Raw genomic sequence first — 14,891 nt, 5'->3', positions numbered from 1 at the left:
AGCGCAGGCTGTGACATTCTGTATACCGACCACGGCGTCTCCGGCGCCGTCTTCGACCGCCCAGGCCTCTCCCGCGCCCTGCGCCGCCTCAAGCCCGGCGACACCCTCGTGGTCTGGAAGCTCGACCGCCTCGGCCGCTCCCTCAAGTCCCTCGTGCAGATCGTGGCCGCCCTCGGCCGGCGGCGCGTGCAGTTCGCCTCGCTGTCCGAGTGCATCGACACCGGCACCCCAGGCGGCATGCTCGTCTTTCACATGATGGGCGCCCTCGCCGAGTTCGAACGCTCCCTCATCAGCGAGCGCACCAAGGCCGGCATGGCCTCCGCCAAGAGCCGCGGCAGCCACGTCGGCCGGCCTCGCGCCCTCTCCGACGATCAGCTCGACGCGCTGCTGCTCGAGCTGCAGCACAAGCCCCTGGAGCAGGTCGCCCAGCGGCTCGGCGTGCATCCGCGCACTGTGCAGCGGTATCTGAAGTCGGCGGAGTGATCTGCCAGGCTCCGCAGACCCTCAAGAACAGGGACAGCGCTGACGCCACGTTCCCCATCGATCGGCCGGGATCGGCCATCAAATGATCGGCGTCGACCTCAGCGCGCGCCCGCGCCCGCCACCTCGGCGTAGCGGCCCCGCAGCGCCTCCACCGAAGCGGCCTGGCTGGCTTCGTACAGCGCGATCTCGTCCGCGACCGGCGCGCCCAGGGCCTGCTCGAAGGCGGCCTGGGCCGCATTGGCGGCGTAGCTCTTCTGCTCCTCCCCGCCCAGATTGGACTGGAAGATGCCGGCCGCGCTCACGGGCAGGAAGTCTTCGTAGACGATGGGCCGTGCGCCCACGATGCCGTCGCGGCGCATCGCGGCGAGATCGAAGGGCGCGCCGCTGGCCGCGCGCGCGGCAAAGCCGGCCTCGTCCGCCACGTGATGACGGAAGAAGGCCAGCGCCTGGTCCAGCAGCACCTCCGGCTCGTCCGGGAAGTCCGCGAAGGCCGCGGCCAGCCGTTGGCCGTAGTCGGCTGCGGCGCTGCCGGCCCCTTCCATCGATCGCACCTGCGCCAGCAGTTGGTCGTAGAGCGCGCGACCCTTGCGGGTGAGCGCCATGCCGCGCTGCTCGATCTCGCCGAAGCGGGCGGTGTGCGAACCGGCGGCGTCGCCTTGCGCAAAGACGATGGCCTCTTCCAGCGCCTTGAAGCTGGTCTGCCGCAGCAGGATGGGATGGCGGCGGCGCGGCGGTCCTTCGACCACGTCCTTGGCCGCCAGACCGCGGCGCGGCATCTCGGCCTGGGCCGCATCGATGTCGAGCGTGCGCGGCGTCAGATGGTTGATGTGCGGGCCCTTGAACGACACCACGTCGGCCACCAGGCGGTGCGCGGCATGCAGCTGGCGATAGGTGTCGAGGCTCACGGTGGCCTCGCTGTGCCAGCGGAAGGTCTCGGTCACCTCGCGCACGAAGGCGTCGGTCTGCGCTTCGGTCAGCCCGCCATCGGACTCGAAGCGCGCCGTGAGTGCCAGCGCCTCGTCGGTGAAGATGCGGCGCTTCGCAAGGATGTCGCGCGCCTGCTCACGCAGGCCGGCGTCGGCGATGAGCTCCAGCCTTAGCAGCGAGGTGAACACACGGAAGGGGTTGAGGCGCAGCGCCTCGTCGCTCACGGGCCGGAAGGCGGTCGCATGCACGGGCACGCCGGCGACGGAGAGGTCGTAGTAGCCGACCGGGAACATGCCCATCACGCGGAAGATGCGTCGCATGGCCGCCAGCTCCTCGGGCGTGCCCAGGCGGATGGCGCCGTGGCGCTCCACGTCGAGGCGATGCAGCTCGCCGGCCTCCGTGAGCGACTGCCGCAGCGCGGGCTGCGCGTCGAGCGTGGCCTGGTTGATCTGCGCCACGAGTTCGAGCAAGGCGCCGTACTGCGGCACCTCGGTCTTGTACATAGCCGACATGGACTGCGAGAAGCGGTCGCGGATCTGATCCGGACTGACGAAGGAGGACATGGTGGAAGCGTCTGGAAAGCGGAGGAATGCGGAAGGGCGAAGCAGCAGCGGGCTTCAGGGCGTTCGTGCCAGCACCCGGCCTGGATTGAGCAGCTGCTGCGGATCGAGCGCCTGCTTGATGGCCTGCATCAGCTGCAGCGCCACGGGCGACTTGTGGTGGGGCAGCTTCTCGCGCTTGAGCTCGCCCACGCCGTGCTCGGCCGAGATCGAGCCGCCGAAGCGGCTGACGGTGTCGTAGACGATGGTGCTGATCGTCGACTCGTGCGCGGCCACGAAGGCCCCGGCATCGCCCTCGGCCGGTGCCTGGATGTTGTAGTGCAGGTTGCCATCGCCCAGGTGGCCGAAGTTGACGAAACGCACGCCGGGCACGCCCGCAGCCAGCGCGGCATCGGCCTCGCGCACGAAGTCGGGGATGCGCGACACCGGGATCGAGATGTCGTGCTTGACGTTGACGCCTTCCTCCGCCTGCGCGAGCGTGATGCTCTCGCGGATGTGCCAGAGGTCGTGGGCCTGCTTGAGGTTCTCGGCCACGATGGCGTCGGCCGCGAGGCCCTGCTCGACGGCGGTCTCGAGCAGCCGCTCGAACTGCGCGCGCGCATGGTCCTCGGACTCGTTGTCCGACAGCTCGATGAGCACGCACCAGGCATGCTCGCGCCACATCGGCACGCGCAGTTGCGGATAGTGCCGATCGACGAGGCCGAGCGCGAACTGGTTCATCACCTCGAAGCCCGTGAGTCCGGCGGCCAGGTGCTGGTGCGCCAGGCCCAGCAGTGCCGTGGCGTCTTCGAGCGACGCCAGTGCCACCCAGGCCGTGAGCTGCGCGGCAGGCCGCGGGTGGAGCTTGAGCGTCGCCGCAGTGATGATGCCGAGGGTGCCTTCGCTGCCGATGAAGAGGTCGCGCAGGTCGTAGCCGGTGTTGTCCTTGCGCAGGCCCGAGAGGCCGTCCCACAGCTCGCCTTGTGCCGTCACGACCTCCAGGCCCAGGCACAGCTCGCGGGCATTGCCGTAGCGCAGCACCTGCGTGCCGCCCGCATTGGTGGCCAGGTTGCCGCCGATGGTGCAGCTGCCTTCGGCACCCAGGCTCAGCGGAAACAGGAAGCCGGCCTCGTCCGCCACCTGCTGCAGCGTCTGCAGGATGCAGCCCGCCTCGACGGTGAAGGTCATGTTCTGCGGATCGATGGACCGCACGGCATTCATGCGGCGCAGGCTCAGCACCACCTGCGTGCCGGTGGCGTCGGGCGTGGAGCCCGCCACCAGGCCGGTGTTGCCGCCCTGCGGCACGAGGCTGGTGCCGGCGGCGGCGCAGGCGCGCACCACGCGCGCCACTTCGTCGGCGCTGGCTGGGCGCACCACGCACAGGGCGCGGCCCCGCACGCGGCCGCGCCAGTCCTGTTCATAGCTGTCGAGATCGGCGCCGGTGAGCACATGGGCGGGGCCCACGATGGCGGCCAGGGTGTCGGTGAGCGTCGTCATGCGTCGGCGTCGTTCTGCGTGGCGCTGTCGGTGGGCTTGCCGCGGCTCACTGCCGGGGAACGCCGGCGTCCTTGATGATGGCGCCCCAGTGGCGGTACTCGCTGCGGGCGAAGTCGCGGAAGGCCGGGCCGGCCAGTGGCTTCACCTCGCCGCCCAGGGCGGTGACGCGCTCCTTGAACTCGGGGCTGGCCGCGACCTTGAGCGTGGCCTCTTCCAGGCGCTTGACGATGGCGGCCGGCGTGCCCTTGGGGGCCAGCACGCCATTCCAGGTCGCGGTCACGAAGTTGGCGTAGCCCAGCTCCTTCATGGTGGGCACGTTGGGCAGCACGGGAATGCGTTCGGCCGAGGTCACGGCCAGGGCCCGCAGCTTGCCGCCCTGGATGAAGGGCAGCGCCGGCGTCACGTTCTCGAAGATGAAGTCGATCTGCCCGCCCAGGAGGTCGGTGAGGGCCAGGGAGCTGCCCTTGTAGGGCACATGCACGAGGTTGAGCTTGGTGGCGGTCTTGAAGAGTTCGCCGGACAGGTGCACGGTGGAGCCGGTGCCCGGCGAGCCGTAGTTCAGGCCTTCGCGCCGTCCTTTCTCGCTGGCCGCCAGCTCGGCCACGGTCTTCGGTGCGCCCTTCGTGTCGCTGACCACCAGCACGTTGGGGATGGAGGTGACCATGGCGACGTACTCGTAGTCGTCGAGGTTCTTCTCGCTCAGGTTCTTGTACAGGCTCTGGTTGATGGCCTGCGTGCCGGCGGTGCCGAACAGCAGCGTGTAGCCATCGGCCGCGGACGTGGCGACACGGCTGGCACCGATGGAGCCATTGGCCCCCGACACGTTGTCCACGACCACGGGCTGGCCCAGGCTTTCGGTCAGGCCCTGGCCCACCATGCGGGCCAGGATGTCGGTGTTGCCGCCGGGCGCGAAGGGCACCACGAGCCGGATCGGCCGGGCGGGATAGCCGCCCGCCTGCGCCTGGGCCCAGGTGGGCAGCAGAAGGGTGGTGGCGGCCAGGGCGGCAGCGCCCAGGAAGTGCTTGCGCGAGAGGATGCGGGTCAAAAGAGGGAGTCTCCGTGTTCGGGGCCCCATCGGCGGGGCGGAAGCCCCGTCGGCCGCGGTGCGTCATGCGGGGCATGGCGCCCGTGGCGTGCGGGCAGGTCGGGGGCGCATGGTCTTGAAAACCGCACCTTGACGTCAATCAATGTTTTGGAAGATGGTCATTCCATTTGAGAATGATGCCGGCGAGGCCTTCCGGCGTCGCGCTTTTCCGGTGGCCTCTCGACAGACGACGCGTTGACCGGCCCGCATCCCGCCGATCGCTCACGCGTACTCATGAATTCCCGTAAATATCTTCCGTCCATGGGCCTGCTTGTGGCCTTCGAAGCCTGTGCGCGCCTGCAGAAGTTCACCGCGGCGGCGCACGAGCTCCATTTGACACAGAGCGCCATCAGCCGTCAGATCCGCGCGCTGGAAGACGCCGTGGGCGTGGAGCTCTTCACGCGCGACCGCCAGACGGTGCGGCTCACGCCGGCCGGGGAGATGTACGCCCTGGAAATCCGCGACGCGCTGCGGGCCATCGGCAACGCCACGCTGCAGCTGCGCGCCGACCCCGGCGCCGGCACCCTGACCCTGGCCATCCTGCCGACCGTGGGCACGCGCTGGCTGGCCCCGCTTCTGCCCGACTTCATGCGCGCCAATCCCGGCGTCACGCTCAACCTGGTGACACGGCTCGACCCTTTCGACCTGGACGCGGAGGGCGTGCATGCGGCGATCCACTACGGGCATGCGCACTGGCCGCAGGCCGAACTCGACCTGCTGTTCGGCGAGACCGTCGTGCCGGCCTGCTCCCCCGCCCTCAAGGCGCACTACGGCTTTGCGGCAGCGGCCGACCTGCGGGCCGCGCCGCTGCTGCACCTGAATTCGCGTCCCCAGGCCTGGACGGACTGGTTCGCCGCGCAAGGCCTCGCGCCCGGCGACGAGGCCGGCACCCGTATCGACCAGTTCGCCACCGTCACCCAGGCCGCTTCGGCGGGGCTGGGCGTGGCGCTGCTGCCGGAATTCCTGATCCGCTCGGAGCTCGAACGAGGCGAGTTGGTGCCGGCCGTCGATCTGCGCTGCGGCAGCGCCGGCAGCTACTACCTCGCCTGCGCCAGCAGCCAGTTGCGCTACCCGCCGCTGCGGGCATTTCGCGAGTGGCTCGGACGTCAGGCGGCTGCAGCACCGCCCTGAGTGGCGCGGCCGGACGCCCGGGCGGCAGCCTGGCTATGAAGCTTCGGCGGCCTCCGACGCCGACATGCCGCCCGCTTCGGCCGGGCCGGCGATGGCCTGCGCCAGCCGCACGGCCTCGGCCAGCGCGCTGAGCTGGCCCAGGTGCTGGCCCGCCAGCTTCTGAAGCTTGCGCTGCCCCTTGGGCAGCAGGTGCACCTCCGTCTGGCGACGGTCGGTGCGCCCCGGCTTGCGCTGCACCAGGCCCGCCTCCTCGCAGCGCGAGATCAGCGCCACCACGCCGTGCACCTGCGCCTGCAGCCGCTCGGCGATCTCGGTCACGGTGGCCCAGTCACGTCCGGCGAAGCCCTGCGTGTGCAGCAGCAGCTGGTAGTGCAGCACGGTGATGCCCTCCTCGCGCGCCGCGTCCTCGCTGAAGCGCAGGAAGTTGCGCAGCCGGTACCGGAACTCCGACAGCGCCTCGAGCCGGCGTTTGTCTGCCGCCGACGCGGCCGATCCTTCACTCATTCGGTCCCCCACGAAATGGAGGCACTTTAGCCCCAGGCGCGGCCCGCCCACATGAGCGTTTGGAAAGGGTAATTACTCATGATGTGATGCATTTTTTGCTCATACCATGATGTATCTGACCCGGCACTGACGCGTCCCCGACGCGCGTCGCGCCCTCCAGGCTGGGCCAACGGGGCGCACGCACCGCCCGCCTGCACGCATCCGCCGTGCCTTCTCCAACCTCCATTGCCATGAAGATCCAAAGCCAGAAGGACTTTTTCTCCGGCCTCATGTTCACGGGCGTCGGCACGGCGTTCGCCATGGGTGCCACCTCCTACAACGTGGGCGACGCCGCCCGCATGGGTCCCGGCTACTTTCCCCTCATGCTGGGCGTCGTGCTGGCCCTGCTCGGCCTGCTTGTGATCGCCGGCTCGCTCGCACGTGGCGATGGCAGCGACGGCCGAATCGGCGCCATTGCCTGGCGTCCGCTGACGCTGATCATCTGCGCCAACCTCGCCTTCGGCGTGCTGCTGGGCGGCCTGCCGAGCATCGGGTTGCCCGCCATGGGGCTGGTGCTCGCCATCTACGCACTGACCTTCATCGCCAGTCGCGCCGGCCCGAGCTATTCCTTCCGCACCACGCTCATCCTGGCCACGCTGCTGGCCGTCGGCAGCTACCTGGTCTTCATCATCGGCCTGAAGCTGCAGTTCCAGGTCTGGCCGACCTTCATCAGCTGAGGACAACCCCACCATGGAACTGCTCGACCACCTGGCGCTCGGCTTCGAAGCCGCCTTCACGCTCCAGAACCTCGTCTATGCCTTCGTCGGCTGCCTGCTGGGCACGCTGATCGGTGTGCTGCCCGGCATCGGGCCGGTGGCCACCATCGCCATGCTGCTGCCGGCCACCTATGCACTGCCCCCGGTGGCGGCGCTGATCATGCTGGCCGGCATCTACTACGGCTCGCAGTACGGCGGTTCGACCACCGCCATCCTGGTGAACCTGCCAGGGGAATCGGCCTCGGTGGTGACCGTGATCGACGGCCATCAGATGGCCAAGCAGGGACGTGGCGGCCCGGCGCTCGCGGCGGCGGGCCTGGGCTCCTTCTTCGCGGGCTGCGTGGGCACGGTCATCCTCGCCGCCTTCGCCCCACCGCTGACGGAGCTGGCCTTCAAGTTCGGCCCGGCCGAGTACTTCAGCCTGATGGTGCTGGGCCTGATCGGCGCCGTGGTGCTGGCCTCCGGCTCCCTGCTCAAGGCGGTGTGCATGATCATCCTGGGCCTGCTGCTGGGCCTGGTGGGCACGGACGTGAACTCGGGCGTGGCCCGCTACAGCTTCGACATCCCGGAGTTGACCGACGGCATCAGCTTCATCGCCATCGCCATGGGCATCTTCGGCTACGGCGAGATCATCTCCAACCTGGCCAAGCCCGAGGAAGACCGCCAGGCATTCACCGCCAAGCTCAACGGCGTCTGGCCCACGCGGGACGACTTCAGGCGCATGACGCCCGCCGTGCTGCGGGGCACGGCGCTGGGCTGCTCGCTCGGCATCCTGCCCGGTGGCGGCTCGCTGCTGTCGTCCTTCGCCTCGTACACGCTGGAGAAGAAGCTGCGCCTGAAGCCGGGCGAGATCCCCTTCGGCAAAGGCAACATCCGCGGCGTGGCCGGCCCCGAGTCGGCCAACAACGCCGGGGCGCAGACCTCCTTCATCCCGCTGCTGACGCTGGGCATCCCCGGCAATCCGGTGATGGCACTGATGGTGGGCGCGATGACCATCCACAACATCCAGCCCGGCCCGCAGGTGATGACCAGCAACCCCGAGCTGTTCTGGGGCCTGATCGCCTCGATGTGGATCGGCAACCTGATGCTGATCATCCTGAACCTGCCGCTGATCGGCATGTGGATCAAGCTGCTGTCGATTCCCTACAAGTGGCTGTTCCCGGCGATCGTGCTGTTCTGCGCCATCGGCGTGTACTCGACCAACAACAACACCTTCGACATCTGGATGGTGGCCGTCTTCGGCGTCATCGGCTATGGCTTCATCAAGCTGGGCTGCGAGCCGGCGCCACTGCTGCTGGGCCTGATCCTGGGGCCGATGATGGAGGAGAACCTGCGGCGCGCGCTGCTGCTGTCGCGCGGCGATTGGGGCGTGCTGGTGACGCGGCCCATCTCGGCCGGCCTGCTCGTGGCCGCCGTCGTACTGGTCGTCATCGTGCTCATGCCCGCCGTGCGCTCGCGGCGCGAGGAAGCGTTCGTGGAGGCCTGAGCCGCTTCGATGGGACGCCCTCGGCGGGCGCACGTCGGACGCGGCCAACTGGCGACGTGCCGAACGGTCCTACGTCGCTTGGGCGGGAAGGCGCAGCGCAAGGGCACGCGGTGCCGACGATGCTTTGCGCATCGCCATCCCGTTCAGGTTCCGTGCCATGCGCCAGTCTTCGTTTGCCTCCTCCTCCCCTCTCCATCACCTGGACCGTCGCCGGATGCTCTGCGCCCTGGCGGCCGGTTGCGCAGCCGCCGGCCTGTCGGTCGCGCAGGCCCAGCCCAACAGCAAGGACCCCGACGACGCCACGCTGCGTGGCGACATGAGCAATGGCGACCGCGTGTTCCTGCGCTCCGCCGGCGGACTCATCGTGCGCGACCGCGAGATCGGCAAGCTGGGCCAGCGGCGCTTCCAGAAGCCGGCCCTGCGCGAGTGGGCCGCATCGCTGGAGAAGAAGTCTGACGCGCTCTACCGCGACATGACGGACTACGCCGAGCGCCACAAGACCAACCTGCCGCTGGACATGTCGGAAGTCTCGCGTCGCATGGTCGACCGGGTCGCAGAGAGCAAGGGAGCCACCTTCGACCGCGACATGGTGCGCACCGTCCGGGCCCTGCTGGAAGAGCAGGTGCGCGTGTTCACCGACTCGGCAGAGACGGCCGAGCATCAGGAGGTCGCCGCCCTGGCACGCCGGGCCGCGGACGACCGCCGCACGCTGTTGCAGGCGCTGGACAAGGCCGCTCCGCGCTCCTGAAATCCCCCGCGTGCCGACGGACCCACTGTCGGCAACGCATTGCCTTCGCGCCGGCCAAGCGCCCATGAAAAAGCCCGGTCGGCCCAAAAGCCGCCGGGCGAAGTCGCAGCAAGGGTGCTGCGAGGAGACCGCTTGCTCCAAGCATGATCCGGGCCAGCTTCTGCGGACGCCTCCGGGCCGCCTACAGCGGCCGATGTCCGGCGCCGACGTCGGGCGAGATGCGCCATGCCCACCATGAGGCGATGCAAGATACCGAGGCGCCCGTGCTGATCGACAGCTCTTCCTCCCGCACCGCGGAACACACGACGAAGGGCTTGGGCGCGCCCGCGCATCCATCCCGCTGGGCACGGCTTTGGCCCACGGTGCGCCGCTGGGCGGTACCTGCACTCGGGCTTCTGGTGCTGGCCATGCTCATCTCGCATGCACACAAGGTGGACTGGGCCGGCGCCTGGGCGGCGCTCAAGCGCTATCCCGGCACTGTTCTCCTGGAGGCCTCGATCCTGGCGCTGGCCAGCCACGCGCTGTACGGCTGCTTCGATCTCACCGGACGGCATCACACCCGGCATGGCCTGCCGGTGATGCGGACCTGGGCCATCGCCGTGGCGAGCTACGGCTTCAACCTCAACCTCGGCTCCCTGGTCGGCGGGGTGGCGCTGCGCGCGCGGCTGTACGCGCGCGACGGGCTGGACGAGACCAAGGTGGGCCAGATCATCGCCATGAGCCTGAGCACCAACTGGCTCGGCTACGGGCTCGTCGCGGGCGGCCTCTTTGCGTCGGGCATGCTGGACCTTCCCGATTCGGTGCCGCTGTCCAACGGCATGCTGCAGGTCATCGGCGTCGGGCTGATGTTGCTGCCGGTGGCGTACCTGGGTGCCTGCCTGCGCTGGCACGGCACCACCTGGAAAGTGCGCGGCAAGTCGGTCCACCTGCCCACGCCGCGCCTCGCCCTGGTGCAGCTGGCACTGTCCGCGGGCAACTGGTCCCTGATGGGCACGCTGATGTACCTGTTGCTGGGGGGCAGCGTGCCCTATGCCCACGTGCTGGGCGTGCTGCTGGCCGCATCGGTGGTGGGCGTGTGCGTGCCGATTCCGGCCGGACTCGGCGTGCTGGAGGCCGTGTACCTCGCGTTGCTGTCGGGCACCGTGCCCCAGGGCAAGCTGATGGGCGCGGTGCTGGCGTATCGCGCGCTTTACTACCTACTGCCGCTGGCCATCGCGCTGGGGCTGTATGCGTACCTGGAGAAGACGGCCAACCCGGATGCAGGTCAGGCCGAGGCCGCCTGAGCCTGCGTCCCCTCTGCCGCCGGCTCGATGCGGACGGCGCGGATGCGCTGGCCGTCCACGTCGAGCACCTGCATCTGCCATCCGTCGTGGACGAGCACCTCGCCGGCGGCCGGCATGCGGCCCAGCCGTGACAGCAGATAGCCCGCCAACGAGGTGTAGCTGTCGTCCTCGCTCACCAGCCCTTCGGTCTCCAGCATCCGCTGCAGCTGATGGATGTCGGCCGTTCCGGCGACGCGCCAGGCGCCTGCCTCCAGGCGCTCGATCTCCGGCAACTCGTCCTCGTCGGGGAACTCGCCCGCGATGGCCTCGAGCACGTCGAAGGGCGTGAGCAGGCCCTTGAGCAGCCCGTATTCGTCATTGACCAGCACCAGCTGGCCCTTGGCCTTGCGCAGGACGTCGATGGTGTGGGTGACGCTGGCACTTTCCGGCAGGTACAGCGGCATACGCATGTGCGCGCCCTGCTCGTCGATGCGGCCCTGCGCCACCAGCGCCGCGAGCAACTCGGTCGCCCGTCCGACGCCGACGACCTGATCCAGACTGCCGCGGCACACGGGCAGCAGGCTGTGCGGCGAGCCCAGCAGGCGCTCGCGCACTGCGTCGGGCGACTCCTCGAGATCGATCCAGGACACATCCGAACGCGGCGTCATGATGCTGCGCGCCGTGCGCTCCGCGAGGGAAAGCACGCCGCTGACCATGTGGCGCTCTTCCGGCGCAAACGCCGGGGCATCGACCGGCGCATGCGCATCGCCGTCGGACACGGCGGCCGCCTGCAGGCGCCGGCCGCCACCCAGCAGCCGCAGCACCGATTCAGCCGTGCGTTCGCGCAGCGGCCGCAGGGCCTGCTGCCGCGCCTGGTTGCGACGCGCCAGCTGGTTGAGCATCTCGATCAGGATCGAGAAGCCGATGGCCGCATACAGGTAGCCCTTGGGCAGGTGGAAGCCGAAGCCCTCGGCCACGAGGCTCAGGCCGATCATGAGCAGGAAGCTCAGGCACAGCACCACCACCGTCGGATGCGCATTGACGAAGCGCGTGAGGGGCTTGGCTGCCAGCAGCATCACGCCGATGGAGATGACCACGGCGGCCATCATCACCGGCAGGTCACTGACCATGCCCACGGCGGTGATCACGGCATCGAGCGAGAACACGGCATCGAGCACCACGATCTGCGCGACGACCAGCCAGAAGCCCGCATAGACGGGGTTGGTGGCCACCTGGTGCTCGGCACCTTCGAGCCGCTCGTGCAGCTCCGAGGTGGCCTTGAACAGCAGGAACAGACCCCCGAACAGCAGGATCAGGTCGCGGCCCGAGAACGAGAGCGGCCCGAGGGCGAACAGCGGCCGCGTGAGCGTGACCATCCACGAGATCACCGACAGCAGGCCCAGGCGCATGACGAGCGCGAGCGAGAGGCCGATGACGCGCGCCCGGTCGCGCTGGTGGGGCGGCAGCTTCTCGGCCAGGATGGCGATGAAGATCAGGTTGTCGATGCCGAGGACGATCTCCAGCACCACCAGCGTGAGCAGGCCGGCCCAGACGGCCGGATCGCTGAGGAGTTCGATCATCGGTGCCTCTGCGCGCGTGGGCGGTGCGGGCATGCCGCATGCCGTGCACGCGCCAAGGCGGCGCGGCAGAGCGAGGCAGCAGGATCGGGGAGGACGGTGCGCGCGCGGCGCGCGCAAGGGCTGGCGAAGGCCAGCCGCGGACTGGGAGGCTCGGAAGAGTCGCTGGACATCTGCTGCCAGTCTAGCGAGCGAGCCAACGCGGCCCCCACAAGGCCGACGTGGCCCAGGGACATTGGCGGCGCAGGCGTCTCAATGCGCTATTCGCGCGCGGCGCACCGGCAAGGGATGGCAGCAGTCCTCTTCGTCGGCCAAAGGCGCTGGCGTGCTCTCGCGCACCATCAGCCAGCGACCCTCGACCTTCAGCGCCTGGCCCGAGGTCATCCAGGGCAGGCCCGGTGCCTGCGGCAGATGTTCGGCCAGCAGCAGCGGTGCGGCCATGTGCGCCAGCATCGTCACCCCGTCGTCGTCCGTGGTGCGGACATGCACCGGCCCCTCCGGCCAGACCGGCGCCGTGCGATGGAGCCGGCAGACCCAGCGCGCGACATTCCTCAGATGTGGCCGCATGCGCGCACTGGCCGGCGTGGGATGGGCCAATAGATGCCGGTAGGCCGAACTGTCGAGCACCTCGGCCGAGGCCAGCGCATACAGCGTGAGGTAGCGGGGCCGCAATGCCGGTGCCATGGCCGCATAGCGTCGCGCGCCCAGGATGCCCGGCACCGTCAGCCGCTCGGGCACATGCTCGTTGGCATGCCAGTCCTCGTACTCGGCTTCCACTTCCGGATCGACGTCATTCCACAGCGCCAGCAGCGCGCCTGCGCCCGCGAGCCAGTCAGCCATCCGAGGGCTCCGGCGCCAACAGCACCTTGCAGGCCTTCTTGCCATGCGCCAGGGCGAAACCTTCGGCCGCCTGCGACAGGGGCAGAACATGGCTCACCATCGGGGCGAGCACCGGGGCGAGTTCCTGCATCAGGTCGAGGGCGAGCGGCCAGTCCGACTCCGGCGGCCGGAAGGAGCCGCGCAGCTGGTGCTGGTTGCGCACCAGGGGGGTGAGGTCCAGCGTCAGCGGGCGGGCATGGATGCCCGTGACCACGACCACGCCATTGCGGCGCAGCAGCGGCAGCGCCTCCTGGATGGTCTCGGGCACGCCGGTCGCCTCGAACACCACGTCGAAGCGCTGGCCGTCCATGAACGCAGCGACGCCCTCGACCAGACTGCCGCGGGCCACGTCCACCTGCTGGGTGAAGCCCATGCGCTGCAATGCCTCCAGGCGCACGGCATCGTCGAAGCCGCTGACGACCACCTGCGCCGCGCCGGCCCGCCGCGCCAATGCGGCGATGCCCTGGCCGATGGTGCCCGGGCCCATCACCAGCACACGCGCACCTTTCACGTCGCCCGCGATGCGCAGGGCTTGCATCGAGATGGTCAGCGGCTCCGTCAGCGCCGCCAGCTCGTCGCTGACGCCATCGGGCACAGGCACGCAGTTGCGTTGTGGCACACGCACCCAGGCGGCAAAGGCACCGTCGCGCGTCATGCCGATGCCGCGTCGCTGCTCGCAGCGGTCGAATTCGCCGGCGGTGCAGGCCGCGCACACGCCGCAGGTCACCGACGGCCGCACCACCACGCGGCGGCCGGCCAGCGGCCCGGACTGCGCCACGCCGACGAACTCGTGGCCGATGGTGACGGGCAACGATGGGGCGATGAAGGTGTAGCTGGAGGTCCAGTCGTCGACATGCAGATCGCTGCCGCAGATGCCGGCGGCATGCACGCGCACCAGCACCTCGCCGTCCCGCACATCGGCGGCCTGTGGCGCGGGCACCTCCACCAATTCGAGGCCGGCCGCGGCGCGGGTCTTTCTCAGGGCTTGCATGAATGAGGGCTCCTTGACATCAGTCGAGGCGGATGCCGGTCTTCTGGATGATGGCGCCCCACTTGCTGCGCTCCTGGGCCATGAAGCTGGCAAGGGCCTGCGGCGTGCCGCCACCCGGCACCAGGCCCTGCTTGGCAAAGGCGGCCTGCACCTCGGGCTCCTTCAGTGCGGCGTTGACGTCGGCGTTGACCTTGGCGATGACCGCAGCGGGGGTACCAGCCGCACTGAACAGGCCGTTCCACGCCAGCGCCTCGAAACCGGGGTAGCCGGATTCGGCGATGGTGGGCAGTTGCTCCATGCCTTCCATGCGCTTGGCGCTGGTGACCGCCAGCAACCGGATGCGGCCGCTGGCCACCAGCGGCAGCAGGGCCGGCGCCACGGTGAACAAGGCCTGCGTCTCGCCCGAGGCCAGGGAGATGCCCGCCGGCGGCGAGCCGTTGAAGGGCACATGCGTCGCCTCGAAACCGGCCGTGGTGCGCAACAGCTCCATGGTCAGGTGCGAGGAACTGCCGGCGCCGACGGAACCGTACGCCACACCATTGGGCTGGGCACGCGCCCAACTCACGAACTCCTGCACGGTCTTGGCCGGATGGTTGGCCGGCACCGCCAGCACGTTGGGCTGGGACGAGGTCATCACGATGGGCGCCAGGTCCTTGACCGGGTCGTAGGCCATCTGCTTGTACATGAAGGGCGCGAAGGCGATGGGCCCGTTGAAGCCGATGCCCAGCGTGTAGCCATCGGGTGCGGCCTTGGCCACCGCGACCATGCCGAGCATGCCGCCTGCACCCGGCTTGTTGTCCACGATCACCGGCTGGCCCCAGCGGGTGCTCAGGCGGTTGCCGAGGGTGCGCACGATGAAGTCCAGCGAGCTGCCGGCCGGCGCGGGCACCACGACCTTCACGGGCTTGGTGGGCCAGGACTGGGCTGCCGCATGCAGCGTCAACAAGGGAAAGAGCGCGAGGGCGAGGATTCGCTTCATGGGGGGTATCTCCAGTGCAAGCCGCTTCGAAACGAGCGGCTGTGGCCCG

14 protein-coding genes are annotated in these 14,891 nt (G+C 69.5%); 6 read left to right on the top strand and 8 right to left on the bottom strand.

What is annotated here, in order from left to right:
• A partial coding sequence (locus tag ACT54X_RS28195) for a recombinase family protein (RefSeq protein WP_476349903.1) occupies positions 1-483 on the top strand: 483 nt, incomplete at its 5' end.
• Between the two features lie 98 nt (positions 484-581).
• Here the strand turns inward: ACT54X_RS28195 and hglS are convergent.
• The 3 genes from hglS to ACT54X_RS28180 are packed head-to-tail and all read right to left on the bottom strand — an operon-like array spanning position 582 to position 4,491.
• The gene (gene hglS / locus ACT54X_RS28190) at positions 582-1,973 is read right to left on the bottom strand and encodes a 2-oxoadipate dioxygenase/decarboxylase HglS (RefSeq protein ID WP_294378831.1); all 1,392 of its coding nucleotides are present in this window, start codon (positions 1,971-1,973) and stop codon (positions 582-584) included.
• A 54-nt stretch (positions 1,974-2,027) separates the two neighbouring features.
• Complete coding sequence (locus ACT54X_RS28185; protein WP_294378828.1) at positions 2,028-3,446, bottom strand: FAD-binding oxidoreductase; 1,419 nt, start codon at positions 3,444-3,446, stop codon at positions 2,028-2,030.
• Positions 3,447-3,492: 46 nt separating this feature from the next.
• On the bottom strand, positions 3,493-4,491 hold the full coding sequence (locus tag ACT54X_RS28180) for a Bug family tripartite tricarboxylate transporter substrate binding protein (RefSeq protein ID WP_294378826.1): 999 nt from the start codon (positions 4,489-4,491) through the stop codon (positions 3,493-3,495).
• A gap of 273 nt (positions 4,492-4,764) precedes the next feature.
• Here ACT54X_RS28180 and ACT54X_RS28175 point away from each other — a divergent pair, with 273 nt between their 5' ends.
• Positions 4,765-5,661, top strand: coding sequence for a LysR substrate-binding domain-containing protein (locus ACT54X_RS28175; RefSeq protein WP_476349900.1), 897 nt, complete (start codon positions 4,765-4,767; stop codon positions 5,659-5,661).
• Between the two features lie 33 nt (positions 5,662-5,694).
• Here the strand turns inward: ACT54X_RS28175 and ACT54X_RS28170 are convergent, their stop codons facing one another.
• Positions 5,695-6,165: a MarR family winged helix-turn-helix transcriptional regulator gene (locus tag ACT54X_RS28170; RefSeq protein WP_294378820.1), complete on the bottom strand. Its 471-nt coding sequence runs from the start codon at positions 6,163-6,165 to the stop codon at positions 5,695-5,697.
• A gap of 230 nt (positions 6,166-6,395) precedes the next feature.
• Here ACT54X_RS28170 and ACT54X_RS28165 point away from each other — a divergent pair, with 230 nt between their 5' ends.
• The 4 genes from ACT54X_RS28165 (at position 6,396) to ACT54X_RS28150 (ending at position 10,437) form a co-directional block, all read left to right on the top strand.
• Complete coding sequence (locus ACT54X_RS28165; protein WP_294378817.1) at positions 6,396-6,881, top strand: tripartite tricarboxylate transporter TctB family protein; 486 nt, start codon at positions 6,396-6,398, stop codon at positions 6,879-6,881.
• A 13-nt stretch (positions 6,882-6,894) separates the two neighbouring features.
• Complete coding sequence (locus ACT54X_RS28160) at positions 6,895-8,406, top strand: tripartite tricarboxylate transporter permease (RefSeq protein ID WP_294378815.1); 1,512 nt, start codon at positions 6,895-6,897, stop codon at positions 8,404-8,406.
• A gap of 157 nt (positions 8,407-8,563) precedes the next feature.
• Entirely contained in the window at positions 8,564-9,154 is a 591-nt protein-coding gene (locus tag ACT54X_RS28155; protein WP_476349898.1) for a DUF4142 domain-containing protein, read from the top strand.
• Between the two features lie 242 nt (positions 9,155-9,396).
• Entirely contained in the window at positions 9,397-10,437 is a 1,041-nt protein-coding gene (locus ACT54X_RS28150) for a lysylphosphatidylglycerol synthase domain-containing protein (protein ID WP_476349896.1), read from the top strand.
• Here the strand turns inward: ACT54X_RS28150 and ACT54X_RS28145 are convergent.
• The 4 genes from ACT54X_RS28145 to ACT54X_RS28130 form a co-directional block, all read right to left on the bottom strand.
• Positions 10,419-11,993: a TerC family protein gene (locus ACT54X_RS28145; RefSeq protein ID WP_294378835.1), complete on the bottom strand. Its 1,575-nt coding sequence runs from the start codon at positions 11,991-11,993 to the stop codon at positions 10,419-10,421. The two genes, ACT54X_RS28150 and ACT54X_RS28145, sit on opposite strands and share 19 nt — an antisense overlap.
• 252 nt (positions 11,994-12,245) lie before the next feature.
• On the bottom strand, positions 12,246-12,833 hold the full coding sequence (locus ACT54X_RS28140; protein WP_476349894.1) for a hypothetical protein: 588 nt from the start codon (positions 12,831-12,833) through the stop codon (positions 12,246-12,248).
• Positions 12,826-13,863, bottom strand: a complete 1,038-nt coding sequence (locus tag ACT54X_RS28135) for a zinc-dependent alcohol dehydrogenase (protein WP_476349892.1) — start codon at positions 13,861-13,863, stop codon at positions 12,826-12,828. Before ACT54X_RS28135 ends, ACT54X_RS28140 begins: the two co-directional genes overlap by 8 nt.
• A gap of 19 nt (positions 13,864-13,882) precedes the next feature.
• Positions 13,883-14,842, bottom strand: coding sequence for a Bug family tripartite tricarboxylate transporter substrate binding protein (locus ACT54X_RS28130; RefSeq protein ID WP_476349890.1), 960 nt, complete (start codon positions 14,840-14,842; stop codon positions 13,883-13,885).
• Positions 14,843-14,891: the final 49 nt, after the last annotated feature.

The organism is Pseudacidovorax sp. DMC4, from assembly GCF_056314265.1.
The sequence above is the reverse complement of the archived record's forward strand: the minus strand, read 5'-3'. Positions and strand labels throughout refer to the sequence as shown.

Excerpts from the sequence above, each read along its gene's own strand:
- hglS (WP_294378831.1), bottom strand. The coding sequence starts at position 1,973 with ATGTCCTCCTTCGTCAGTCCGGATCAGATCCGCGACCGCTTCTCGCAG.
- ACT54X_RS28185 (WP_294378828.1), bottom strand. The coding sequence starts at position 3,446 with ATGACGACGCTCACCGACACCCTGGCCGCCATCGTGGGCCCCGCCCAT.
- ACT54X_RS28175 (WP_476349900.1), top strand. The coding sequence starts at position 4,765 with ATGAATTCCCGTAAATATCTTCCGTCCATGGGCCTGCTTGTGGCCTTC.
- ACT54X_RS28170 (WP_294378820.1), bottom strand. The coding sequence starts at position 6,165 with ATGAGTGAAGGATCGGCCGCGTCGGCGGCAGACAAACGCCGGCTCGAG.
- ACT54X_RS28165 (WP_294378817.1), top strand. The coding sequence starts at position 6,396 with ATGAAGATCCAAAGCCAGAAGGACTTTTTCTCCGGCCTCATGTTCACG.
- ACT54X_RS28160 (WP_294378815.1), top strand. The coding sequence starts at position 6,895 with ATGGAACTGCTCGACCACCTGGCGCTCGGCTTCGAAGCCGCCTTCACG.
- ACT54X_RS28155 (WP_476349898.1), top strand. The coding sequence starts at position 8,564 with ATGCGCCAGTCTTCGTTTGCCTCCTCCTCCCCTCTCCATCACCTGGAC.
- ACT54X_RS28150 (WP_476349896.1), top strand. The coding sequence starts at position 9,397 with ATGCAAGATACCGAGGCGCCCGTGCTGATCGACAGCTCTTCCTCCCGC.
- ACT54X_RS28140 (WP_476349894.1), bottom strand. The coding sequence starts at position 12,833 with ATGGCTGACTGGCTCGCGGGCGCAGGCGCGCTGCTGGCGCTGTGGAAT.
- ACT54X_RS28135 (WP_476349892.1), bottom strand. The coding sequence starts at position 13,863 with ATGCAAGCCCTGAGAAAGACCCGCGCCGCGGCCGGCCTCGAATTGGTG.
- ACT54X_RS28130 (WP_476349890.1), bottom strand. The coding sequence starts at position 14,842 with ATGAAGCGAATCCTCGCCCTCGCGCTCTTTCCCTTGTTGACGCTGCAT.